The organism is Pseudomonas sp. WAC2, from assembly GCF_030403525.1.
Classification (GTDB): Bacteria; Pseudomonadota; Gammaproteobacteria; order Pseudomonadales; family Pseudomonadaceae; genus Chryseomonas; species Chryseomonas luteola.
This window is the reverse complement of the sequence record NZ_JAUEPD010000001.1, coordinates 60,198-81,152: the sequence shown is the minus strand read 5'-3', so window position 1 is coordinate 81,152 and position 20,955 is coordinate 60,198. Positions and strand designations below refer to the sequence as shown.

20 protein-coding genes and 1 pseudogene are annotated in these 20,955 nt (G+C 56.0%); 8 read left to right on the top strand and 13 right to left on the bottom strand.

Annotated features, from left to right (window positions below; genetic code table 11):
- Positions 1-10: 10 nt before the first annotated feature.
- Together QWJ10_RS00410 and QWJ10_RS00405 are read right to left on the bottom strand one after the other, a co-directional pair.
- Complete coding sequence (locus tag QWJ10_RS00410; RefSeq protein ID WP_289923454.1) at positions 11-712, bottom strand: 16S rRNA pseudouridine(516) synthase; 702 nt, start codon at positions 710-712, stop codon at positions 11-13.
- Complete coding sequence (locus QWJ10_RS00405; RefSeq protein ID WP_289923452.1) at positions 712-933, bottom strand: cysteine-rich CWC family protein; 222 nt, start codon at positions 931-933, stop codon at positions 712-714. Before QWJ10_RS00405 ends, QWJ10_RS00410 begins: the two co-directional genes overlap by 1 nt.
- Before the next feature lie 249 nt (positions 934-1,182).
- On the opposite strand from QWJ10_RS00405, the gene QWJ10_RS00400 reads away from it, so the two are divergent.
- Positions 1,183-2,322, top strand: coding sequence for a glycerophosphodiester phosphodiesterase (locus QWJ10_RS00400; protein ID WP_289923450.1), 1,140 nt, complete (start codon positions 1,183-1,185; stop codon positions 2,320-2,322).
- Positions 2,323-2,533: 211 nt separating this feature from the next.
- Complete coding sequence (locus tag QWJ10_RS00395) at positions 2,534-2,950, top strand: NUDIX hydrolase (protein WP_289923448.1); 417 nt, start codon at positions 2,534-2,536, stop codon at positions 2,948-2,950.
- 472 nt (positions 2,951-3,422) lie between these two features.
- Here the strand turns inward: QWJ10_RS00395 and QWJ10_RS00390 are convergent.
- Positions 3,423-3,701, bottom strand: a pseudogene (locus QWJ10_RS00390) (allophanate hydrolase); the annotation flags it as partial.
- Positions 3,702-3,884: 183 nt separating this feature from the next.
- On the opposite strand from QWJ10_RS00390, the gene ung reads away from it, so the two are divergent.
- On the top strand, positions 3,885-4,574 hold the full coding sequence (gene ung / locus QWJ10_RS00385) for a uracil-DNA glycosylase (protein ID WP_289923446.1): 690 nt from the start codon (positions 3,885-3,887) through the stop codon (positions 4,572-4,574).
- A 149-nt stretch (positions 4,575-4,723) separates the two neighbouring features.
- Positions 4,724-5,905 carry a tetratricopeptide repeat protein gene (locus tag QWJ10_RS00380; RefSeq protein ID WP_289923444.1) on the top strand — a complete coding sequence of 394 codons (1,182 nt, stop codon included), beginning with the start codon at positions 4,724-4,726 and terminating at the stop codon, positions 5,903-5,905.
- Between the two features lie 44 nt (positions 5,906-5,949).
- On the opposite strand, the gene QWJ10_RS00375 is transcribed toward QWJ10_RS00380, so the two are convergent.
- From QWJ10_RS00375 to QWJ10_RS00360, 4 genes are read right to left on the bottom strand one after another with little or no spacing between them, the layout of a single operon-like run.
- A complete protein-coding gene (locus tag QWJ10_RS00375) occupies positions 5,950-6,627 on the bottom strand; it encodes a DUF4197 domain-containing protein (protein WP_010797571.1) in 678 nt (225 codons plus the stop codon).
- Positions 6,628-6,641: 14 nt separating this feature from the next.
- Positions 6,642-7,127: a YbaY family lipoprotein gene (locus QWJ10_RS00370; RefSeq protein WP_125888727.1), complete on the bottom strand. Its 486-nt coding sequence runs from the start codon at positions 7,125-7,127 to the stop codon at positions 6,642-6,644.
- Positions 7,128-7,151: 24 nt separating this feature from the next.
- Positions 7,152-9,653 carry a glycerol-3-phosphate 1-O-acyltransferase PlsB gene (gene plsB / locus QWJ10_RS00365; RefSeq protein ID WP_289923439.1) on the bottom strand — a complete coding sequence of 834 codons (2,502 nt, stop codon included), beginning with the start codon at positions 9,651-9,653 and terminating at the stop codon, positions 7,152-7,154.
- A gap of 16 nt (positions 9,654-9,669) precedes the next feature.
- The gene (locus tag QWJ10_RS00360; RefSeq protein ID WP_125888725.1) at positions 9,670-9,978 is read right to left on the bottom strand and encodes a hypothetical protein; all 309 of its coding nucleotides are present in this window, start codon (positions 9,976-9,978) and stop codon (positions 9,670-9,672) included.
- Between the two features lie 74 nt (positions 9,979-10,052).
- Between QWJ10_RS00360 and QWJ10_RS00355 the strand changes: the two genes are divergently transcribed.
- Complete coding sequence (locus tag QWJ10_RS00355; protein WP_010797575.1) at positions 10,053-10,262, top strand: cold-shock protein; 210 nt, start codon at positions 10,053-10,055, stop codon at positions 10,260-10,262.
- A gap of 56 nt (positions 10,263-10,318) precedes the next feature.
- Here QWJ10_RS00355 and QWJ10_RS00350 read toward each other — a convergent pair whose 3' ends face one another.
- The 3 genes from QWJ10_RS00350 to dapE are packed head-to-tail and all read right to left on the bottom strand — an operon-like array spanning position 10,319 to position 12,662.
- Positions 10,319-10,699, bottom strand: coding sequence for a hypothetical protein (locus QWJ10_RS00350; protein ID WP_019366583.1), 381 nt, complete (start codon positions 10,697-10,699; stop codon positions 10,319-10,321).
- 20 nt (positions 10,700-10,719) lie between these two features.
- Entirely contained in the window at positions 10,720-11,526 is an 807-nt protein-coding gene (locus QWJ10_RS00345; RefSeq protein WP_289923434.1) for a putative RNA methyltransferase, read from the bottom strand.
- Positions 11,523-12,662, bottom strand: a complete 1,140-nt coding sequence (gene dapE, locus QWJ10_RS00340; protein ID WP_289923432.1) for a succinyl-diaminopimelate desuccinylase — start codon at positions 12,660-12,662, stop codon at positions 11,523-11,525. Before dapE ends, QWJ10_RS00345 begins: the two co-directional genes overlap by 4 nt.
- 135 nt (positions 12,663-12,797) lie before the next feature.
- On the opposite strand from dapE, the gene tcdA reads away from it, so the two are divergent.
- Complete coding sequence (tcdA, locus tag QWJ10_RS00335) at positions 12,798-13,595, top strand: tRNA cyclic N6-threonylcarbamoyladenosine(37) synthase TcdA (RefSeq protein WP_289923430.1); 798 nt, start codon at positions 12,798-12,800, stop codon at positions 13,593-13,595.
- A 9-nt stretch (positions 13,596-13,604) separates the two neighbouring features.
- Here the strand turns inward: tcdA and mltF are convergent, their stop codons facing one another.
- Positions 13,605-15,077 carry a membrane-bound lytic murein transglycosylase MltF gene (gene mltF, locus QWJ10_RS00330; protein WP_037030091.1) on the bottom strand — a complete coding sequence of 491 codons (1,473 nt, stop codon included), beginning with the start codon at positions 15,075-15,077 and terminating at the stop codon, positions 13,605-13,607.
- Positions 15,078-15,412: 335 nt separating this feature from the next.
- Between mltF and purL the strand changes: the two genes are divergently transcribed.
- Entirely contained in the window at positions 15,413-19,312 is a 3,900-nt protein-coding gene (purL, locus tag QWJ10_RS00325) for a phosphoribosylformylglycinamidine synthase (RefSeq protein WP_289923423.1), read from the top strand.
- A gap of 64 nt (positions 19,313-19,376) precedes the next feature.
- Positions 19,377-19,688: a YqfO family protein gene (locus tag QWJ10_RS00320; RefSeq protein ID WP_289923421.1), complete on the top strand. Its 312-nt coding sequence runs from the start codon at positions 19,377-19,379 to the stop codon at positions 19,686-19,688.
- Between the two features lie 49 nt (positions 19,689-19,737).
- Here QWJ10_RS00320 and QWJ10_RS00315 read toward each other — a convergent pair whose 3' ends face one another.
- Together QWJ10_RS00315 and QWJ10_RS00310 are read right to left on the bottom strand one after the other, a co-directional pair.
- Positions 19,738-20,241 (bottom strand): L,D-transpeptidase family protein, encoded by a 504-nt coding sequence (locus QWJ10_RS00315; RefSeq protein ID WP_037030094.1) that lies wholly within the window; start codon positions 20,239-20,241, stop codon positions 19,738-19,740.
- Positions 20,242-20,330: 89 nt separating this feature from the next.
- Positions 20,331-20,873, bottom strand: a complete 543-nt coding sequence (locus QWJ10_RS00310; protein WP_010797584.1) for an NUDIX hydrolase — start codon at positions 20,871-20,873, stop codon at positions 20,331-20,333.
- Positions 20,874-20,955 lie beyond the last annotated feature (82 nt).

Sequence of the window (20,955 nt, the reverse complement as noted above, 5' to 3'; positions counted from 1 at the left end):
CCTCAGTGGTCTAAGCAGGGACGCCGCATGCGATTTCTGTAGCGGTAAGAGGGCGATATTCACCGGGTGCCAGGGCGGGGTCGAGCACAATGGGACCGATCCGCTCCCGGTGCAGGTGCAAGACCTGATTTCTAAAGTGCCCGAACATGCGCTTGACCTGATGATAGCGGCCTTCGATGAGAGTAAGCCGCGCGCTGCGCTCGCTCAGGATATCCAGATGGGCGGGCAAGGTAGTAAGGTCTTCAAACTTGAAGTACAGCCCGGCGGCGAATGTGGAGACGTATTCCGGCAGGATCGGGTTGGCCGTCTCGACGTAATACACCTTGGGCAGCTTGCTGCCGGGCAGGGTCAGACGACGAGACCAGAGACCATCGTTGGTGATGAGCATGAGGCCTGAGGTGTTCAGGTCCAGACGGCCGCTCAGGTGGAGATCATCCTTGTCCTGTTCGTTCAGCAGATCGATTACCGTGGGGTGATCCGGATGCTGCGTTGCGCTCACATACCCAACGGGTTTGTGCAGCATGAAGTAACGAGCAGCCTTGCCAGGTTGAAGCAGCTCGTCCAGCAGCTCGACCCGATCGAAGAAGCGTACCTCGTAGCGGCCATCACGCACAGGCACGCCATTGATCCGTACGTGTCCATGCGCTAAATGCACGCGTGCGTCCAGGCGGTTGAGGGTCGGTCGGTTACTGATGAAACGATCCAGGCGCATCAGCCGTTAGTATCCGTTTCATGTTCTAAGGTAGCACTGGCGCAGCGGGCGCACAGGCAAGCCACGTTGCGAGCGTCTTCCGGCAAGGTCTCGAGTGCTTCGGGAGCGATACGAGTGTGGAAGCACCAGCAGTCAGTCACCGGTTGGCTGCAACCGAGCTGAGCACAGCCATTGGGTTGCCCGCAGCGTGGGCAGAGGTGGGGTGGATAGGCTGTGCTCATGTCTGTCGCCTCGTGCGCCTGTAAGGGCGTACGGAAATTCAATGTAAATAGGGGTAGACCGTAATCGTACCCCGTGTGAGGCAGTACGGCTATGAAGACCAGCCGTATGGGCTACGCTTGCTTACGTTCTTTGACTGATGGCCCGCAAGGGTGGGGATAAGCGGTATCGTCACGTTAACGTCGTGTTCATGCCGCAGCATGGGCGTTGTGTATTCAAAATCCAAAAAGTCACAACAACGGGAGACACCGATGGATAGAGGTTTATGCAAGGGATTATTGGCAGGAGCGCTAATGGCGGCCATGGGGATGATGGGGCAGTCGGCTGGTGCCGCGAGCGAGCCGGCAGGCAAGGCGCTGAGCGAGAAGGCGGGCATTCCGTATCCGGCCGTGATTGCACACCGGGGGGCGTCCTATGATGCACCAGAGTCCACCGCGCCCGCGTATATGCTGGCCCGTGACTTGGGCGCCGACTATCTGGAACTGGACCTGCAGCGTACCCGTGATGGCGTCCTGATCGCCCTGCATGACGACAACCTCAAGCGCACCACTAACGTTGCGCAGCGCTTTCCGGACCGGGCGGATCAACCTGTCAGTAGCTTTACGCTGGAGGAGCTTAAAAGCCTGGATGCCGGAGCCTGGTTCAATACGGCTCACCCGGACCGTGCGCGGCCCAGCTTTGCTGGCCAGAAAATTCTGACCCTGGACGAGGTGATCGATATCGCCGAGGGTGGCCAGAACAAGCCGGGCCTATATATCGAGACAAAGCAGCCCAAACTGTTCCCAGGTATCGAAAAAGACCTGAAGGACAAGCTCCAGGCACGTGGTTGGCTGGGCAAGCCTGCGGCAAAAACATCGGATACCCCGCAGGTGCATGTGGCCTCAATGCCAGGTCGCGTAGTCCTGCAGACGTTCGAAAAGAGCAGTATGGAACTGTTGCAGCAGGAAATGCCGCAGGTGCCCAAAGTGCTTCTGCTATGGCTGGGCGATGGCAGTATCGAACCCAAGTCGAACGTGACCTTTGCCGAGTCCGGCGAAAAGGACAAGGCAGCCTATTATGCCAAGCAGGAAGTCAAATCCAAGGCTGAGTACGAACGCTGGCTGAATTGGGCGAAAGCGCATGGCGCACTGGGAATAGGGCCTTCCTCGGCACTGACAAATGGCGGTGATCAGAGTTATGCGGATCTGGTGAAGCCCTGGATGAATCAGATGGCTCATGAAAAGGGGCTGATCGTGCATCCATACACGGTGGACGAGGCCGTGGACTTCAAGAAGATCAGCGATGCGGGCGTAGATGGCTTCTTTACCAACCGCACTGCCGAGCTGTTGAAGTTTTACAACCGCCCTGCAAAGGACGGCATCGACACGATACTGAAGCGCCACGGTTATTGATAAACGCCCTTTAGCTTTATTGATGGGTACCGCGTTGCTCCACCCCACTCTAGAAGAGACCGGCTTGGACGTAGGAGGGGGGGGGCGCAGCGATACCCGTCATGTCGCCCCCTTATCCGTACAACCGCCTATGCGCTCACCGCAATTCGATCACAACATGGATAAATTGGCAGGGTGGGTCTGAAAAAGAGCTGCCAACAGGAGAGAAGTAGTGAATGATTTTTCCGGGGCTAAACTTGCCTTGTTGTGTGGTGATCAACTCCTGACCTACAAGCGAGACGAGAAGAACTCGATTCCCTTCCCAGGCTGCTGGGATTTTGCTGGCGGTGGTCGAGAGGGGAATGAAAGCCCAGTCGAGTGCGCATTGCGAGAGTTGGATGAAGAGTTTTCCCTGCAGCTGACCAAAGATCGGATCATTTGGGAAAGGCGCTACACGAGTTATACCCGTAAGCCTCTTGACGCCTACTTCTTCGTCGGCGAACTAACCGCTGAAGAGATCGAATCCATACGCTTTGGTGATGAGGGCCAGTATTGGCAGATGATGCCAATAGCGGAGTTCCTGTCCTTGCCGGACGCAGTACCTTATCTGCAAACACGGCTGCGCGACTACCTTGAGCAGATATCTTGAGATGAAATATCTGGTTACGTTGCTTAATGCCAGCTGAATGCCTGAGTGATTACAAAGGACAGGGTTTCGCAGAGCGGTAATATGCCATTACGCACCGTTTTTTAGGGCGTGGAGGATACTGTTTTGCGGCGTCTATTCTTGGCGTTAGCGTTTGCTCTACCGTTAAGCGGGTGTGTGGTCTACGACGATAACCCTTACCGTCATACCACCACGACCTACTACCGTTCATATACCCCCGTTTATGTGACACCGGCTGTTCCTGTTGCGCCGCCACCTTCTGTCATTATCTATGACCGGCCCGTGACACGTTGGCGCTCGAATTTCTATTATGGTCCACCACCGCCTCCGCCGCGGTTTCGCCCTGGTTGGGGCCCCGGTCCCGGCCCAGGCTATTGGCGTCATGGACCGAGACCGTACTGGGGGCCACCACCGAGACGGTGGTAAGCCCCGGCAGGCGATTAGCAAGCCCCTCCTATCGCTGGCTGGCCATATAAGCTCGCCAGCTACCGAAGTGGGTGATGTCCTTGGCGCCTTCCAACCCATAGGGCTCACAGATAAACCCGGTTTCTCAACTGCCATCAGCCAGCTGAACCTTGCCTAGGCCGAGCGGAGCAGGAATACCCATCAGAAACGAGCCCAGCTCGCGGCTGGGCAGTTCCCATATTTCCACGGCAATGGCTCTGCCGCCTTCGGCTACACGGACCATGCCTGGGAGGAGGGGTGGGCTGCCAGTCAAGGCATAGAGCCTGTAAGAGATGTAAGGACGTCCATAAGCGCACCGTTTACCAGGGGTAGCTTTCTGCGCCCGCTGGAGGGCATTGCTTTGTGCTTCGCACGTTTGTGGGGCGGGAGCCTGCTGGCAGGAAATGGGATGAATGGTTGACAGAGCAGATCACCTTTCCTACGGTGCGCTCGATTGACATGAGGACATAACGTGGACGACGACCGCATCAAACTGGAACCGCAGTGGAAAGCCGCACTGCGTGATGAATTCGATGCTCCTTATATGAAGCAATTGGGTGAGTTCCTGCGCAGCGAAAAAGCGGCCGGCAAGGTGATCTATCCGCCAGGCCCCTTGATCTTCAATGCGTTGAACAGTACGCCGCTGGATCAGGTAAAGGTCGTCATCTTGGGGCAGGATCCCTATCACGGCCCAGGGCAGGCCCATGGCTTGTGCTTCTCCGTACAGCCCGGTGTCCCTGCACCGCCATCCTTGCAGAATATTTACAAGGAATTGAAGCGGGACCTGAATCTGCCCATTCCCAATCATGGCTATCTACAGCATTGGGCTGAGCAGGGCGTACTGTTGCTCAATACCTCGCTGACGGTAGAACAGGCCAAGGCCGGCTCCCATGCCAATGCCGGCTGGCAGCGTTTCACTGATCGTGTGATTCAGGTGGTCAGCGAGCGACGTAACCATCTGGTCTTTCTGCTGTGGGGTGCTCACGCACAGAGCAAGGAAAAGCTGATCGACACACAAAAGCATTTGATCCTGCGCTCACCCCATCCGTCACCGCTCTCTGCCCATCGAGGCTTTATCGGCAACGGCCATTTCAGCCGGACGAACAAGTTTCTGGAGCAATCGGGCCTAGAGCCTATTGATTGGCTGTTACCGCCTTTGTAAGGAAAAGCAGTCATTTGTGAGCGCTCTCACATTGGTGTGAGACGCACATATCACTTTTTAGGTAATCGGATATAGTCGCGCACCGCCCAAGGATCGAGGCGTTGCGCGCTGCGCTAAGGGCGTTTCATCTCATTTACAAGGAAGTTATCATGGCTCGTTTTCCCAGCCGTCTTGCCTTTGCTCTCTGTTTGCTCGGCGCTAGTTACTATGCTCAAGCAACTACGGTTCCGGTTGAAGTGCTGAGCGCTACTATTAAAGATCAAAAGATTTCCAATGCAAGTGTTCTCGTCCAGAGAAATGGTGCTCAAACATATACGGCTTCTACTGATTCCCAAGGACATGCCATCCTTGATACAACATATCCTGATGACTCTGATACCCTACTAATATTAAAAAAAGAGGGTTACTCGAATCTTGTCGTAAAGTGCCCTTGTGCTGGTATGACTTATGCCATTAGCCCGGTCATGCAAAACTTGGATGGCATTCGAGTTGTTTTGACATGGGGTGCAAACCCCAGCGACCTGGACTCTCATTTTTCTTTCCCTGGCAATCATGTTTATTTTGATAGCCAGCAAGGCAGGGATGCTAATCTTGATGTAGACGATACGACGAGTTATGGTCCAGAAACCATTACTCTAGAAAAGAAACACTTAGGTGAGTCATACGTCTACGCAGTCCACGACTTTACTGATAGAACTAGTCCCGGTACTAGCCGGCTTGGTAATAGTCAGGCCAAGGTCTTTGTCTATGTGGGTAGTTCCTTAGTCCGTACTTACTATGTGCCAACTAATAAAACAGGTAATCTGTGGACTGTATTCCGTATTACACCTGAAGGTGAGTTTCAAGATATCAATACTCTTCAGGGTATAATGGCGGACGCTGAAAACATCGATAATTATTTAAAGCCCTACCAAGACTCTTCTCATCCAGTCGCCTTTATTCAGGCGAGCGAGCATGACAGTAATACCTCGCGCGAAATCAATCGACAGGGCGAAGCTGCCTATAAGGCTGGTCAACTAGATGAAGCTATTGCGCTGTTCCAGCAGGCGATTGAGCTGAATCCTAATAATGGTCAGGCTTATAGCAATCTTGGATTAACCTTCCAAAAGTCAGGGCGCGTTGCTGAGGCAATCTGGGCAAACAGAAAGGCCATCGCCTTAGCCTCAGGTAATACAGCCCACACAGTTCGTGCAAGCTCTTACTACAATATCGGCAGAATTTACGAGGCGGCAGGGCAGCTGCAGGATGCCCGTCAGCAGTATGAATGGGCTCGCCAGCAGAAGGCTAATCCCGTTTATGATAAGGCCATTGAGCGGGTTTCAAATCACTAAGGATGAAAACAAAACGCCCGAATGGGCGTTTTGTTTTTGTGTATTTAAAGCGTACTGAACACCTTTTTAGCAATATTAGTGGCTGCAGCGGCCGGGTTTTCCCGGAGTGCGCGTTCCTGGTCAGCGATTACGGTGAATAACCCATTAAGCGCCTGGTCCGTGACGTAGCTTTCAACGTTTGCACTCTTGGCATCCACCGCGCCGAAGGCAGCAGCTTTGCCAGCCAGGGCGTTGTACTGCTGAGCCAAGCCTACTTTGTCTGTTGCCTGCTTGATGATGGGCATCAATTGAGCGCGAAGCTGGTCTCGGCTGGAGCGGTCCAGATACTGCGTGGCCGCATTGTCCCCGCCGGTCAGAATACCCTTGGCATCCTGAACCGTCATACGTTTGACCGCATCGATCAGCAAGGCTTGCGCCTTTGGCACAGCGGCTTCGGCAGCCTGGTTCATGCTGGTTTCCAGCTGTTCTACCTGCGCACCCATACCGAACTGCTTGAGCAGGGCGGATGCTTTGCCCAGTTTTCCAGGCAGCTCAATACGGACTTCCGGGTTGTTGGTGAATCCTCCCGGTTTACCCAGTTGTTGAACCGCGATTTGCGCGCCTTGAGTCAGTGCGTCCTTCATGGCGCTGGCGGAATCTTGTTGGGAAAAGTCAGACAGACTCAAGGCAAAGGCGTTGACCGATAAGGTTAAGGCCGCAAGCGTAAGCGCGAAACGTTTCATCTATATCCCTTGTATCAACGGACGGGGGTCAGTTTGATTTCAACCGGCTGGTCGTTGGTGCCATTGAGTTGCACCGGTATTGCCTTTGGCGTCAGGAACAGCGGGCGGCCACCCAGCAATACGCGAGCGCTGATGGCATAGCGCTGACCAGACTTGACCTTTGACGGATCGTAGTCCAGGCGGAAAGGGATAGGCGTTTCCTGTTTCACGAAAACGGTACGTTGTGCGAGGCGCCCTGAGGGCGTATCGCCCATGGCCGCATTGTGCAGACTGACCGTCAGTTTGGCGGTAGGCGGCAAGGGTTCGGACTGTTCGAAATAGGCATCACCTTCCAGGCTACGTTTGGCCGGTGAAGGCGTACCGGGTTGCGGCATGATGACCGGAGGTTTGCTCGTGCTGGGAGTCGTAGGGGGAGGGCCAGGTTCGGAAACTGGGCGCAGCCCGCCGCTACAGGCCGTAAGCAACAGGCTGGTCAGACTTAACAGAACAATCTTGCGCATGACATAAGGTCTCTTCTGAATAGGTCAATCGGGCGTCGGAACTGAGGGCGGAATGCTGGGTTCATCTGGCCGTTCCAATGCCACGTGTCGAATCGACAAGCGTATTTCGGCTGGCAGCATTCGCTTGCCAGCCTCTTCGGCCAGCTCGCCCAGCAGTTCATGGTGGCCAAGCTTGCCTTCGGCGTTCTTGTGCAGCACGCCTTCTTTCAATAGTGTTTCGATAAAATGCCGGAACAGGCTTTTGTCAAAGAATTCCGGTGCGTTCAAGCCATGCAGGATGGAAAGTCGCTGTGCCATGACGGTACACAATTCCTCCAGTTCGCTGGCGGTCAGTCTACCCTGGCCCTGGTTTAGCAGCAGCGCAATGGTCATGTAATAACGCTGTAGCGTTTGCTGAATGCTGCGGGCCAGCAGTGCCAGACGTACAAACTGCCGTGAGCTGGGAGGCGGGCGTTTGAAGGTCTCGTCCTCTTGTTGAAGCAGGTCATACTCCACCAGCGCTGCCAGCCACTGATCAATCATGGCGGGTAGCTCGTCGCGGTCCCAGCGGATGAACAGTTCGGCTTGTAAATAAGGGTATAGCGCCAGGGTAAACCGATGAATCTGCTCTCGGCTCATGCGAGGCGTGTTCTGGAAGAAGCTGGCCAGTAACGCCGGTAATGCAAAAATGTGCAGGATGTTGTTGCGGTAGTAGGTCATCAGGATGGCATTCTGCTCATCGAGATAGAGGATACGGCCCAGCGCATCCTGTTGCTCGGCCAGCAGGTTCAGACTCTTCACGTAGTCCACCTGCGCTTGTCCGTCACTCTCGGGCAGGGTTGCAGAGGGCGAGTAGGGAACCTTTCGCAAAAGCCCTAGGTAAAGGTCTAGTACGCCAACCAAAGCGCGCTCATCCATCGCCTGTCGATGGGTGGATAGCATGATCAATGCCACCAGATTAACGGGGTTGATGGCTGCCGCATCGTTGATCCTGCGAGCCACCACCTCACCCAGGCAGTGAGTCAGCGTGCTGAACCACTCAGGGCGGCCATCATGATTAGCGGCGAGCTTACGCCAGTCTTCCTGACGTTGGTCCAGAAATTGCGGCAGGCTAAGGGGTTCGCCAAAATTGACCCAAACCTGACCGAAGCGCTTGCGCAAGGCACCCACGGCCTTGAACACATCAAAGATGGATTCCTTCTTTTTGGCCGCTCCCCGCAACTCGCCCAGGTAAGTGCGGCCTTCAAAGACCCGCTCGTAGCCAATGTACACTGGCACGAACACCAGCGGACGACGGGAGTCCCGCAAAAAGCTGCGCAGGGTAATGGCCAGCATGCCGGTGCGCGGCTGCAGCATCCGTCCCGTTCGCGAGCGACCGCCTTCTACAAAGTATTCGGTCGAGAAGCCCCGGGAAAACAAGGTGTGCATGTATTCATTAAAGACAGCGGTGTAGAGCGCATTGCCCTTGAAGCTGCGGCGCATGAAGAAGGCACCGCCACGGCGCAAAATATTTCCCACAACGGGCATGTTCAGGTTGATACCTGCTGCGATGTGTGGAGGCGTCAGTCCATTGTGAAATAACAGGTAGGACAGAAGCAGATAGTCCATGTGGCTGCGGTGGCAGGGCACATAAACGATCTCGTTGCCCTGCGCCACATTCTGGACGCGCTCGATATGGTTGACCCGTAGCCCTTCATAGAGCTTGTTCCAGAACCAGGTCAAGATGACTTCAAGGCAGCGCACTACCGGATACGAGAAGTCCGAGGCTATTTCCTGGGCATATTCTAAGGCTTGCTGCTCGGCCTGCGCCTGAGAGGTCTTTCCATGCTTCGCTTCGTGCTGGATCGCTTCGCGTACCTGAGGAGCCTGGATCAGGCTTTTTACCAGGTTTCGCCGGTGGGAAATATCAGGGCCGATAACTGCCGTTTTCAGGTTGCGAAAGTGCACCCTCAGAATACGCAGCACCATGCGCTGCGTACGCTCCTGTCCTTTGTTCTGGGCAACGAGGCGACTCAGATGGATAGGGTCAGAAAACAACACTCGCGTCATGCGGCCCAGGAAAAGTATACGTGCCAGTTTGCGTAGTCGGCCTGCAATGACCCAATTATCTGTCCAAAGCAACTTCCAAAGGCTTGTTTCACGATCAGGCGACTGCCCCCAGAACACGCTGACAGGTACGATCTGGGCATCTTCAACTGTGCTTTGGCCAACAGCTTCAAGCAGTTGGGTAAGGCAGGGCGGAACGTTACGCCTGGTAGGACGACCCAGCCAGTCAGGTGAGGGCGTTGTATAGATATAGGCATTCGGTTCGACCACATCCCCAATCGTTACGGGTGTTACCGGGCGGGGCAGGCCATTTTTGATGCATTCGGCATCCAGGACGGCCAGATCGCTTAGCGAATGCTCCTGCAAGACATAGATCACCGGCTTGCTGCGGTCGAGCTTGAGGGTTACTGCTGACTGATTGATGGTCTGCGAGCGAACCCAGGTGTACAGCAGGCGTTTGAAGGCGGCAAACAGCATGCGGCGAAAAGGGGAGCGATTCATGACATGTACCTGAAATTCAAGCGAGCAGTGTGCCGTAATGGCCCGATGGCGCAAAGCCCACGATCATCAGACTGAAACACTCATCAGCAAAACTAAAGAGGTTCAGGCACTGCTTGATTGACGCTCTTTTTTTGACATTTCGATTACGCAATTTGTTGTTATAAAGCACGAATTTTGTGCTTTCAGCCACGATTAATACGTAATTAGCACCAAAAAAGAGCAGAAAACATTTTAGTGATAAAACCTGTTGCAATTGCCTGGAAACTTTTGCTTTATACGCCGGTACGGCGGAAACGAGCATCAGTTGTTTGGCCTGGAAGGCCATGAGGATGACTCGGATCGGCTGGGGAGCTGTCCTGCAAGGGCACAGATAATAATTGCGAAGCTTGGAGAGTGGTAATGGCTGAACGTGAGACCGGAACCGTCAAGTGGTTCAATGACGCCAAAGGTTATGGATTCATTCAACGTGAGAGTGGCCCGGATGTGTTTGTTCATTACCGCGCCATCCGTGGCGAGGGGCATCGCTCGTTGATTGAAGGCCAAAAGGTGGAGTTTTCTGTGATTCAGGGCCAGAAAGGTCTACAGGCCGAAGACGTCTCCAAGCTTTGAATCCTGAAAAAAGCCCGTCAGTTGAGCTGACGGGCTTTTTTATTACTGGCAAATCTTCAGGTTCGCCAGATGATTTCTTCTATGCCGGCTGAGGTGACTTTTATCCAGCGATCGGCATCATCCTCGCCCTGTTCCTCTTCCCAGCTCCCAGGGGCGCACCGTACCTGGATATCCAGTGCGGCAGCGGCTGCCTTGGCGCAGGCCAGATCGTCTTCCCAGGGGGTTGCATCGCTTTCCAGCAGAAGGCTGTTCCATTTGCCGACAGCTTTGGGTAGCCAGGTTACTGGAATCACAGTGCCCTGGTAGTCGACCGTACACTTGTAGGTTTGCCCCTGCTGGCGCCACTCGCTGCAGGTACCCAGCGCCTGGCTCAGCCACTCGGTAATAGCAGGCTGGTCGGCATCCTTGAGGTAGATTTCAATGTCTGGCTGGCGCATGGTTAATCTCGATAGGGCTTTCAGGTCCGGGTAATCCAATCGTAGCGTACGGCAACGGTGACCTCGAAGGGTTCAGCCAGTACGCGTTCGCGACGCTCGGCATTAACACGCCAACCATGGGGTGTCATGGATAGCAGATCGGCTCGGGCTTCGCGAGTTTCCAGGCTGAGGCGAAAATTCAAGGTTTCACTGTCGGCCAATGTCAGCGCCGAAGGTAAGCCCTGTAGGTGCTTGGCCTCGTCGTAATCACGCACATCATCGTACAGCCGCTGGCGCAGTTCGATCAGATGATCACGCGCCGGACCAAGACGCAGTACGCCGCCGCCGGGCGTCACCAAGCGTACGGCTTCAGCCCAGTCAATCGGACTGAATACGCTGGTGAGGAGCTGGCAGCTTGTGTTGGGCAAGGGAATACGGGCCATGCTGGCAACCAGCCAGTTCACCTGCGGCGCCCGGCGACTCGCCCGGCGTACCGCCTCACGGGAGATGTCCAGCGCGTAACCATCGCTCTGTGGCAGTGCTTCTGCCAGACGCATGGTATAAAAACCTTCGCCGCAACCAATATCGACCCAGCGAGCCGGTGCTTTTTCCTGTGCCAGTTCCGCCAGACGCTGCGCCAGCGGAGCATAGTGGCCAGTATCAAGAAAGCGGCGACGCGCCTCAACCATCTCGGCATTGTCGCCAGGGTCACGGCTTTTCTTGTGCTGTACAGGCAGCAGGTTCAAATAGCCCTGGCGTGCACGGTCAAAACGGTGGCCTTGCTCACAGACAACACCTTGTTGTGCCTCGGTCAGCTGGGCCGAGCAGAGGGGGCAGATCAATATCATACCAGCAGCCTTACCAGGGTCTGGTAGTACACCTCGGTCAACAAATCCAGGTCACTGGCCAATACTCGCTCATTGATCTGATGAATCGTGGCGTTAACAGGCCCGACTTCAACCACCTGTGTGCCAAGCGTTGCAATAAAGCGACCATCCGAGGTCCCGCCGCTGGTAGAGGCTTCTGTTGTAAGACCGGTAACCGCCTGGATGCTCGAGGCGATAGCGTCCAGCAATTCGCCAGGCTCGGTGATGAAGGGCAGGCCCGAAAGAGACCAGTCAATGTGCCAGTCAAGGTTATGCTTGTTCAGGATAGCCTCAACGCGCGCCTTGAGTCCCTCTTCGGTCGACTCGGTGGAAAAGCGGAAGTTGAACAGGGCATTCAGCTCGCCCGGGATTACGTTATTTGCGCCTGTGCCCGAGTTCAGGTTGGAGATCTGGAACGTGGTGGGCGGGAAAAAGTCATTACCGGCATCCCACTGCTCAGCGGCAAGTTCTGCCAGCGCCGCTGCGGCCAGATGAATGGGGTTGCGGGCCAGATGAGGGTAGGCCACGTGGCCTTGCTTGCCACGAATCGTCAACTTGCCGTTGAGCGAACCGCGGCGACCGTTCTTGACGACGTCGCCTAGAAGCGTCGTACTGGAAGGCTCGCCTACAATGCACCAGTCCAGGCGTTCATTGCGTGCACGCAGACGTTCGACAACCGCGCGTGTCCCGTGCAGGGCAGGCCCTTCTTCATCACTGGTAATCAGAAAGGCAATGGCGCCTCGATGGTTGGGATGATCGGCTACGAAGCGTTCGACCGCGATGATCATGCTGGCCAGGCTGCCTTTCATGTCCGCTGCGCCACGCCCCAGGAGCATGCCGTCTGCATCGACCTGAGCATCGAAGGGGCCTTGTTGCCAGGCCTCGACCGGCCCGGTCGGCACGACGTCGGTATGCCCGGCGAAGCACAACACCGGACCTTCGCCTCCCCGGCGTGCCCAGAAATTATCGACGTTTTCGATACGCATGGGCTCGAGCGCAAAACCTGCTGCTTCAAGCCGCGTCATCATCAGGGCTTGGCAACCCTCGTCGACCGGTGTGACGGAGGGGCGGCGGATGAGCTCGCAGGCAAGCTCGAGCGTCGGAGTAAGGGTCGTCATGGATGAATCCTGAAGCAGCAAGGGCACGAAAAGTTGTCCATGGTAAAGCAAAACGCCATAAGGAGCGTCGCTCTTCGGTGATCAACAATGCCGGGGCATGTCTTTATACTATTAGCTCGTTGAGTGAGAGCCGTTATGAATATTGATCAACAACGCTTTGGTGGCATTGCCCGCTTGTATGGTAACGATGCGCTCGAGCGTCTGGCTGCCAGTCATGTCGCGGTAGTCGGTATTGGTGGCGTAGGGTCTTGGGCGGCCGAGGCCCTGGCGCGTAGTGGCGTTGGCCGTATCAGTCTGTTCGATCTGGACGATGTCTGCATTAGCAATACCAACCGACAAATCCATGCGCTGGAAGGACAGGTGGGACGGGCCAAGGTCGATGTGATGGCTGAGCGCATCCGGGCAATCAACCCGGCGTGCGCCGTCCATGCCGTGGCGGATTTCGTCACGCGGGAGACCATGGCGGATTACATCACGCCGGAGATGGATCTGGTGCTAGACTGTATTGATAGCGTCGCGTCCAAGGCTGCTCTGATCTCATGGTGCAAGCGCCGCAAGATCAACATCATCACAACCGGTGGAGCGGGTGGTCAGATCGACCCGACCCAGATTCAGGTCGTCGATTTGAACCGGACCTATAACGATCCGCTGGCGTCCCGCGTACGCTCACTGCTGCGCCGCGACTATGGGTTTTCACGTAACCCCAGCCGGCACTACAGCGTGCCGTGCGTGTTCTCGACCGAGCAGCTGCGTTATCCCAAGCCGGATGGCAGCGTGTGCCAGCAGAAAAGCTTTGTAGGGGAAGGGGTACGACTGGATTGCTCTGGCGGTTTTGGTGCGGTCATGATGGTGACCGCAACCTTTGGCATGGTGGCCGCAGCCAAGGCGGTAGATAAACTGATCGCCAAGCCTTCAAAGCCAAAGACGGTCTAGGCCCGTCGGCTACATTTCCTGCTCGGGTTCCTTTTCAGCGATACCGGGCAGGTGCATGCCGCTCTTGGCCAGCTGTGAGCCTTCCATCTGCGGCTGGGTCACCCAGGTCAGAATGTCGTAGTAGCGGCGAATGTTCTGCACGAAGTGCACCGTTTCGCCGCCTCGGGCATAGCCGTAACGGGTCTTGCTATACCATTGCTTCTGACTGAGTCGTGGCAGCATGCGTTTGACGTCCAGCCAGCGATTAGGATCCAACCCTTCGTCCTGCGCCATCTTTCGCGCATCTGCAATATGCGCACTGCCAATGTTGTAGGTTGCCAGGGCGAACCAGGTCCGATCCGGCTCCTTGATCGACTCGGGAAGCTCGCCGCGAATCTGATTGAAATACCGGGCGCCGCCCTCGATGCTCTGGAAGGGGTCGAGCCGGTTGGACACTCCCATGGCCTGGGCTGTGTTGTTGGTCAGCATCATGAGGCCGCGTACCCCGGTTTTTGAGGTCGCATCAGCCTGCCACATCGATTCCTGATACCCGATGGCAGCCAGAAGCCGCCAATCGACCTCCCGTTGCTGTGCGGCCTTGCGGAAGTGTTTTTCATAAACAGGTAGGCGTTGTTGCAGGTGCTGGGCAAAGGTGTAGGCGCCTACATACCCAAGAACATCTACATGACCGTAGTAGCGCTCCTTGAGGTGCTGAAGCGTATTGTCCTGCTTGGCCTTGTCGATAAAAGCGTTGATGGCTTTCATCAAGGTGCCGTCTTCGCGCTCGGCTGTTACCCAGGCGAGGCTTTGTCCATCTCCGAGATCAAAGGCGACGCGCACGTTGGGAAAGTAGACCTGATTCATGGCCAGCTCGTTGGAGTCGACCAGCGTAAGATCGATCTGGCCCTCATCGACCATCTTCAGCAGGTCAGCCACCTCGACCTGATCGGACTCTTCGTAGGTAAGATCCGGCTGCTGGGGTTTGAGCGCAGCCAATTGTTCCGCCTGGCTGCTTCCCTTGAGCACCATGATGCGCTTGCCTACCAGATCGCTTACCTGTGCAGGGCGCCGTGAACCATTGCGATAGATGACCTGCGGAACAACATCAAGATAGGGATGTGAGAAGTGGAACTTCTCCTGCCGTGCCGGGCTGGGCGTCAGGCCTGCCGCTGCCAGGACTGGTCCTTCAGCACTGTCGAGACGGTTGAAAAGATCATCCAGGTTATCTGCAGTTTCGATCTGCAGTTTGAGCCCCATACTGTCGGCGAAGCTTTTCACCAGCTCGTATTCGAAGCCGGTATCACCGTTACGGTCCTGGAAATAGGTCGCCGGGCTGTTGCGGGTAATAACGCGTAGAACGCCCTCCTTCTGTATCCGTTCCAGGGTGGTGGGTTGTTTGGGAGGAGCTTCGTCAGGCTCTTCGCACCCCTGGAGCAACAGAAAGATCGCAGTCGCCATGATGCAGGCGATTCGTTTCAGGCAAAGCGCATGGTGTGCAAACATACTACTCAGTATACGCAAAGCTATCCAAGTGCCATACCAGGGGAGCGCCACAGAATTTTCTATTGCCTGGATTCCACTCGTAACCAATTTTTGCTAAGCAAGGCCAAAATATCCGAGTGAAATGGGATCAGTCGCGATGATGCCAGGGTTTCCAAGGGGCGTCTTCAAGCCATCGAGAGGTCGTTATTTCTGGAGCGAAGCGCTTCTCAGGACGGCTGTATGAGTCGGTTTGACGCAGCATTAGCGAAACCTTTGTCGCCTAAAGGTGTCTCGCCGGGTCCTTTGCGGTAGAATACCGGCCCCTGAAATTCCTCTAGCCCCGAGGCTGTCCTACGATGCTGATCTTGCGCGGCGCTCCCGCTCTTTCTTCGTTTCGTCACGGCAAACTGCTCGACCAACTGACCCGTAAAGTGCCGGGTGTTTCCGGACTTTATGCCGAGTTCGCTCATTTTGCCGAGGTGGTCGGCACGCTTACCGCTGAAGAGGAGCACGTGCTTGAGCGCTTGCTCAAATACGGACCCAGTGTTCCGGTACAAGAGCCTGTAGGCCGGCTGTTCCTGGTAGTCCCGCGCTTTGGCACGATTTCGCCGTGGTCCAGCAAGGCCACTGACATCGCCCATAATTGCGGTCTGGCCAAGGTCGAGCGCATCGAGCGGGGTGTCGCCTATTATATTGCCGGCGATCTGTCCGATGCTGATGTTCAGGCTGTGGCTGCCACTCTGCATGATCGTATGACTCAGCTCGTATTGGGAGGTCTGGATGAGGCTGAAGCCCTGTTCAGTCATGCGACGCCCAAGCCGCTGACGGTCATCGATATCCTGAATGGCGGCCGTGCCGCGCTGGAAAAGGCCAACAGCGAACTAGGTCTTGCCCTGGCGGATGACGAGATCGATTACCTGGTCAAGAGTTTCCAGGGACTGGGTCGCAACCCCCATGACATCGAGCTTATGATGTTTGCTCAGGCAAACTCCGAGCACTGCCGTCACAAGATCTTTAATGCCAGCTGGGATATCGATGGCGAAGGCCAGGAAAAATCCCTGTTCGGTATGATCAAGAACACCTATGAAATGCACCGTGAGGGCGTCCTGTCTGCCTACAAGGATAACGCTGCGGTGATCGAGGGATTTACTGCCGGTCGTTTCTATCCTGACCCACAGACTCGTCAATACAGTGCCAATCAGGAGCCGATTCATATCCTGATGAAGGTGGAAACCCATAACCACCCGACGGCAATTGCCCCATTCCCTGGCGCCTCTACCGGCTCAGGTGGCGAAATCCGAGACGAGGGGGCGACCGGTCGTGGTGCAAAACCCAAGGCAGGTCTGACCGGTTTCACAGTTTCCAACCTGAATATCCCAGGTTTCGAGCAACCTTGGGAAAAGCCATACGGCAAGCCCGAACGCATCGTGACACCACTCGATATCATGATCGAAGGGCCATTGGGCGGTGCGGCGTTCAACAACGAATTTGGTCGCCCGGCACTGGCAGGTTACTTCCGTACCTTCGAGCAGGCGGTTGAAACCCCACGTGGCGAAGAGGTCCGGGGCTATCACAAGCCGATCATGCTGGCGGGCGGTATGGGTAACATCCGTGCCGACCATGTCCAGAAAGGTGATATCTCCATAGGTGGCAAGCTGATTGTCCTGGGTGGCCCGGCCATGTTGATCGGCCTGGGTGGAGGCGCTGCCTCGTCGATGTCCACTGGCTCCAGCTCGGCAGACCTGGACTTCGCTTCCGTGCAGCGTGAAAACCCCGAGATGGAGCGCCGCTGCCAGGAAGTGATCGACCGCTGCTGGCAGATGGGGGACAAGAACCCCATTACCTTCATCCATGACGTAGGCGCAGGCGGTCTATCCAATGCCTTCCCTGAGCTTGTCAACGATGCCGGTCGTGGCGGTCGCTTTGAGCTGCGCAACGTACCCAACGACGAGCCCGGCATGAGCCCGCTCGAGATATGGTGCAACGAGTCCCAGGAACGCTATGTGCTGTCCGTGGACGCCGAGAACTTTGAAACCTTCAAGGCTATCTGCGAACGCGAGCGCTGCCCGTTCGCGGTAGTTGGCGAGGCTACCGAAGAGCGCCGTCTTACGGTGGCAGACAGCCATTTTGAAAACAATGCGGTCGACATGCCACTGGAAGTTCTTCTGGGCAAGCCTCCGCGCATGCATCGCTCCGCTACTCGTGAGGAAGCGCTGGGCGATGACTTTGACGGTACCGGCCTGGAGCTCAAGGAGGCGGTAGAGCGCGTTCTTCGCCATCCAGCCGTTGCCAGCAAGAGCTTTCTGATCACCATCGGTGACCGGACAATCACCGGCTTGGTTGCGCGTGATCAAATGGTCGGTCCCTGGCAGGTTCCAGTGGCTGACTGCGCGGTTACAGCGACCAGCTACACCGCCTATACCGGCGAGGCAATGGCCATGGGCGAGCGTACGCCTTTGGCATTGCTGGATGCGGCAGCGTCTGGCCGGATGGCGGTAGGTGAAACACTGACCAACCTGGCGTCGGCGCGTATCGAGAAAATCAGCGATATCAAGCTTTCCGCCAACTGGATGGCAGCTGCCGGACATCCGGGTGAGGACGCTCGCCTGTACGATACGGTAAAGGCAGTGGGCATGGAGCTGTGCCCGGCTTTGGGTATCACCATCCCCGTGGGCAAGGATTCCATGTCCATGAAGACCCGCTGGGAGGAAAACGGTCAAGACAAAAGCGTGACGTCGCCTCTGTCGCTGATCGTGACGGGCTTTGCTCCAGTGCAGGATATTCGTCAGACCCTGACGCCTGAGCTGCGCATGGATAAAGGCGAAACGGACCTGATCCTGATCGATCTTGGCCGAGGCCAGAACCGCCTGGGTGGTTCAATTCTGGCGCAGGTTCACAACAAGATCGGCCACAAGGCACCTGATGTGGATGATGCAGAGGACCTCAAGGCCTTCTTTGCAGTCATCCAGGGGCTCAATAAGGACGGGCTCATCCTGTCCTATCATGACCGTTCCGATGGTGGCTTGATCACGACGCTCGCGGAGATGGCATTTGCCGGTCACTGTGGCCTGTCTCTGAAACTGGATGCCTTGGCCGCTACCCGTGATGAACTGACCCGCGCCTTGTTTGCCGAGGAATTGGGTGCTGTGATCCAGGTGCCTCAGGATTTCACATCCGAAGTGCTGGCGCAGTTCACCGCTGCAGGTCTTGAGGATTGCGTGGCGGTCATTGGCCAGCCGGTAAACGGTTACGAGGTCAATATCACCTATAACGAGCAGAACGTCTTCAAGGCCGAGCGCCGCTCGTTGCAGCGTATCTGGAGCGAAACCAGCTATCAGATCCAGCGACTGCGTGACAACGCTGACTGTGCTCAGCAGGAATACGACGCATTGCTCGAAGAGAACAATCCGGGCCTGTCTGCCAAGCTGAGCTTTGATCCGAACGAAAACATCGCTGCACCTTATGTCAAGACAGGTATACGGCCTCAGGTCGCGGTTCTGCGTGAGCAGGGCGTTAACGGTCAGGTCGAAATGGCTGCAGCGTTTGACCGTGCCGGCTTTGCCTCGGTAGACGTGCACATGAGCGATATTCTTGCTGGTCGTGTCGATTTGAATGACTTCAAGGGTGTCGTTGCGTGCGGCGGTTTCTCCTACGGTGACGTCTTGGGTGCCGGTGAGGGATGGGCCAAGTCGATTCTGTTTAACGCCCGTGCACGTGATGCGTTCCAGCAATTCTTCGAGCGTACGGATAGCTTTACGCTAGGCGTCTGCAACGGCTGCCAGATGGTCTCGAACCTGCGCGAGCTTGTTCCGGGCAGTGAATTCTGGCCACGCTTCGTGCGTAACCGCTCAGAGCAGTTCGAAGCGCGTATTGCCATGCTACAGGTACAGGAATCGCCATCCCTGTTCTTTGCGGGCATGGCAGGCTCGCGCATGCCGATTGCCATTGCGCACGGTGAAGGCCATGCCGAGTTCAGGGACGCTGCGGCCCTGCAGGCAGCAGATGCCTCTGGCACCGTCTCGCTACGCTTCGTTGACAACCATGGGCGTGTCACCGAGACGTATCCGGCCAACCCCAACGGCTCGCCGCTGGGTATTACTGGCCTGACCAGCCGTGATGGTCGCGTCACCATCATGATGCCGCACCCTGAACGCGTTTTCCGCGCAGTTCAAAATTCCTGGATCCCGCGTGATTGGCAGGGCGAGGACGGCGGCTGGATGCGCATGTTCCGTAATGCGCGTGTCTGGGTAGACTGATAAGTCCGAGAAGGCCGGTCATACTGTTTCAGGTATGACCGGCCTTTTTGCATCTGGAGGATTTATGTACAAGTTATGCTTCTATGTGCCAGGTAGCCATCTGGAGTCCGTCAAGGACGCGGTATTTGCTGCAGGAGGTGGACGCATCGGTAATTACGAGGCGTGCTGCTGGCAGGTCTTGGGAGAGGGGCAGTTTCGCCCATGTGCTGGAAGCAACCCTTTTCTAGGGAAGATTGGCGAGCTGGAGCGCGTGGCAGAATGGAAAGTAGAGCTGGTCGTGACCGATGACTATGTAAAGCAGGCTGTCGAGGCGTTACGCAAAGCCCACCCCTATGAGGCGCCAGCCTATGAGGTGTGGCAGCTGGCGTCATTCTAGGTCAAGGCCGAACGTTGTGACTCCTGTGCGTCAGGTGTGTACCGGAGCTTCAGGGGCGTATCTCGATCAACGTACCGTCCTTGACGAGTGTCCAGATTTCACGCATATCTGCATTGGTTAGCGCAATGCATCCATTCGTCCAGTTCAGCGAAGAAAAATACCACTCTGGGTATTCTTCATCGATAGGGGTGCCGTGAATCATGATCATGCTGCCCGGTGGCACGCCTGCTGCTTTTGCGCGTGCCAGGTCCTGTGCATTGGGATATGAGATGTGCATCGACAGGTTGAACTTGTCGCTCGTCTTTCGCCAGTCTATCCAGTAGAAGCCTTCTGGCGTGCGCTGATCCCCTTCGCGAAACTTGGGCCCCTTGGGGAATTTGCCCAGTGATACCCGGTAGGACTTGATGGTTTCGCCCTTGCTGAGCAGCTCAAGCTTGTTCATCGACTTTATGACCAGCACCTTGTCGATTGTCCGGCCATCAAGTGTTGTTGTCGTGCTGGCAAGGCAGAGGGTAGAGAAAAACAGGCAACAGAAAGCAGTAAGCCAATACATCCGGCGCATTTGAAAAATAATCCCTAGCTAAGCGACTGCAGAAAGCAGCCAAGGCGTGCTGCTGTTCACTCTGTATATATCAGCTGGAACTAGCGTTCCAGCATGGGTGCGATGCCTTCATGATGCACTGAATAGTGACCGGTTCGGCGATCGGCAAAAAAGCATTCTAGGGTACGCGCAATGGTCGGAAAAGCGAGTGACGACCAAGGGATATCTGCTTCGTCAAACAGGGCTGTTTCCAGGCTTTCTTCACCAATGCCAAACGACCCGCCGACAAGCTCGCCGCGGAACAGCATATAGACCTGATTGATATGGGGCAGGTCGAATAAGGTATAGAGCTTGAGGTTGCCGACGTTAGCGCAGGCTTCCTCCCAGGTCTCACGGGCGGCGGCCTGTTCGATCGTTTCGCCGTTTTCCATGAAGCCGGCCGGGAGTGTCCAGTAGCCGCGGCGAGGCTCAATGGCTCGGCGACATAAAAGTACTTTATCTCCCCAGACGGGCAGGCATCCCGCCACAATGCGAGGGTTCTGGTAGTGCACCGTGTGGCACTGTGTGCAGATGTAGCGAGGGCGCGTATCCCCCTCGGGAATGCGCTGAACCAGCGTGCCGCCGCAATAGTTACAGAATTTCATGATGCCTCCTCGTCGTCCTGCCATCTTGCGAGGAGCTAAGGCTGCAAGCAAGGGGTTGGGCAAGCTGGATATTCCATGCCAT

What these genes read in the sequence shown, in the direction of transcription:
- QWJ10_RS00410 (WP_289923454.1), bottom strand. Translation starts at nt 712, where the DNA reads ATGCGCCTGGATCGTTTCATCAGTAACCGACCGACCCTCAACCGCCTG.
- QWJ10_RS00405 (WP_289923452.1), bottom strand. Translation starts at nt 933, where the DNA reads ATGAGCACAGCCTATCCACCCCACCTCTGCCCACGCTGCGGGCAACCC.
- QWJ10_RS00400 (WP_289923450.1), top strand. Translation starts at nt 1,183, where the DNA reads ATGGATAGAGGTTTATGCAAGGGATTATTGGCAGGAGCGCTAATGGCG.
- QWJ10_RS00380 (WP_289923444.1), top strand. Translation starts at nt 4,724, where the DNA reads ATGGCTCGTTTTCCCAGCCGTCTTGCCTTTGCTCTCTGTTTGCTCGGC.
- QWJ10_RS00375 (WP_010797571.1), bottom strand. Translation starts at nt 6,627, where the DNA reads ATGAAACGTTTCGCGCTTACGCTTGCGGCCTTAACCTTATCGGTCAAC.
- QWJ10_RS00370 (WP_125888727.1), bottom strand. Translation starts at nt 7,127, where the DNA reads ATGCGCAAGATTGTTCTGTTAAGTCTGACCAGCCTGTTGCTTACGGCC.
- plsB (WP_289923439.1), bottom strand. Translation starts at nt 9,653, where the DNA reads ATGAATCGCTCCCCTTTTCGCCGCATGCTGTTTGCCGCCTTCAAACGC.
- QWJ10_RS00360 (WP_125888725.1), bottom strand. Translation starts at nt 9,978, where the DNA reads ATGGCCTTCCAGGCCAAACAACTGATGCTCGTTTCCGCCGTACCGGCG.
- QWJ10_RS00355 (WP_010797575.1), top strand. Translation starts at nt 10,053, where the DNA reads ATGGCTGAACGTGAGACCGGAACCGTCAAGTGGTTCAATGACGCCAAA.
- QWJ10_RS00350 (WP_019366583.1), bottom strand. Translation starts at nt 10,699, where the DNA reads ATGCGCCAGCCAGACATTGAAATCTACCTCAAGGATGCCGACCAGCCT.
- QWJ10_RS00345 (WP_289923434.1), bottom strand. Translation starts at nt 11,526, where the DNA reads ATGATATTGATCTGCCCCCTCTGCTCGGCCCAGCTGACCGAGGCACAA.
- dapE (WP_289923432.1), bottom strand. Translation starts at nt 12,662, where the DNA reads ATGACGACCCTTACTCCGACGCTCGAGCTTGCCTGCGAGCTCATCCGC.
- tcdA (WP_289923430.1), top strand. Translation starts at nt 12,798, where the DNA reads ATGAATATTGATCAACAACGCTTTGGTGGCATTGCCCGCTTGTATGGT.
- mltF (WP_037030091.1), bottom strand. Translation starts at nt 15,077, where the DNA reads ATGTTTGCACACCATGCGCTTTGCCTGAAACGAATCGCCTGCATCATG.
- purL (WP_289923423.1), top strand. Translation starts at nt 15,413, where the DNA reads ATGCTGATCTTGCGCGGCGCTCCCGCTCTTTCTTCGTTTCGTCACGGC.
- QWJ10_RS00320 (WP_289923421.1), top strand. Translation starts at nt 19,377, where the DNA reads ATGTACAAGTTATGCTTCTATGTGCCAGGTAGCCATCTGGAGTCCGTC.
- QWJ10_RS00315 (WP_037030094.1), bottom strand. Translation starts at nt 20,241, where the DNA reads ATGTATTGGCTTACTGCTTTCTGTTGCCTGTTTTTCTCTACCCTCTGC.
- QWJ10_RS00310 (WP_010797584.1), bottom strand. Translation starts at nt 20,873, where the DNA reads ATGAAATTCTGTAACTATTGCGGCGGCACGCTGGTTCAGCGCATTCCC.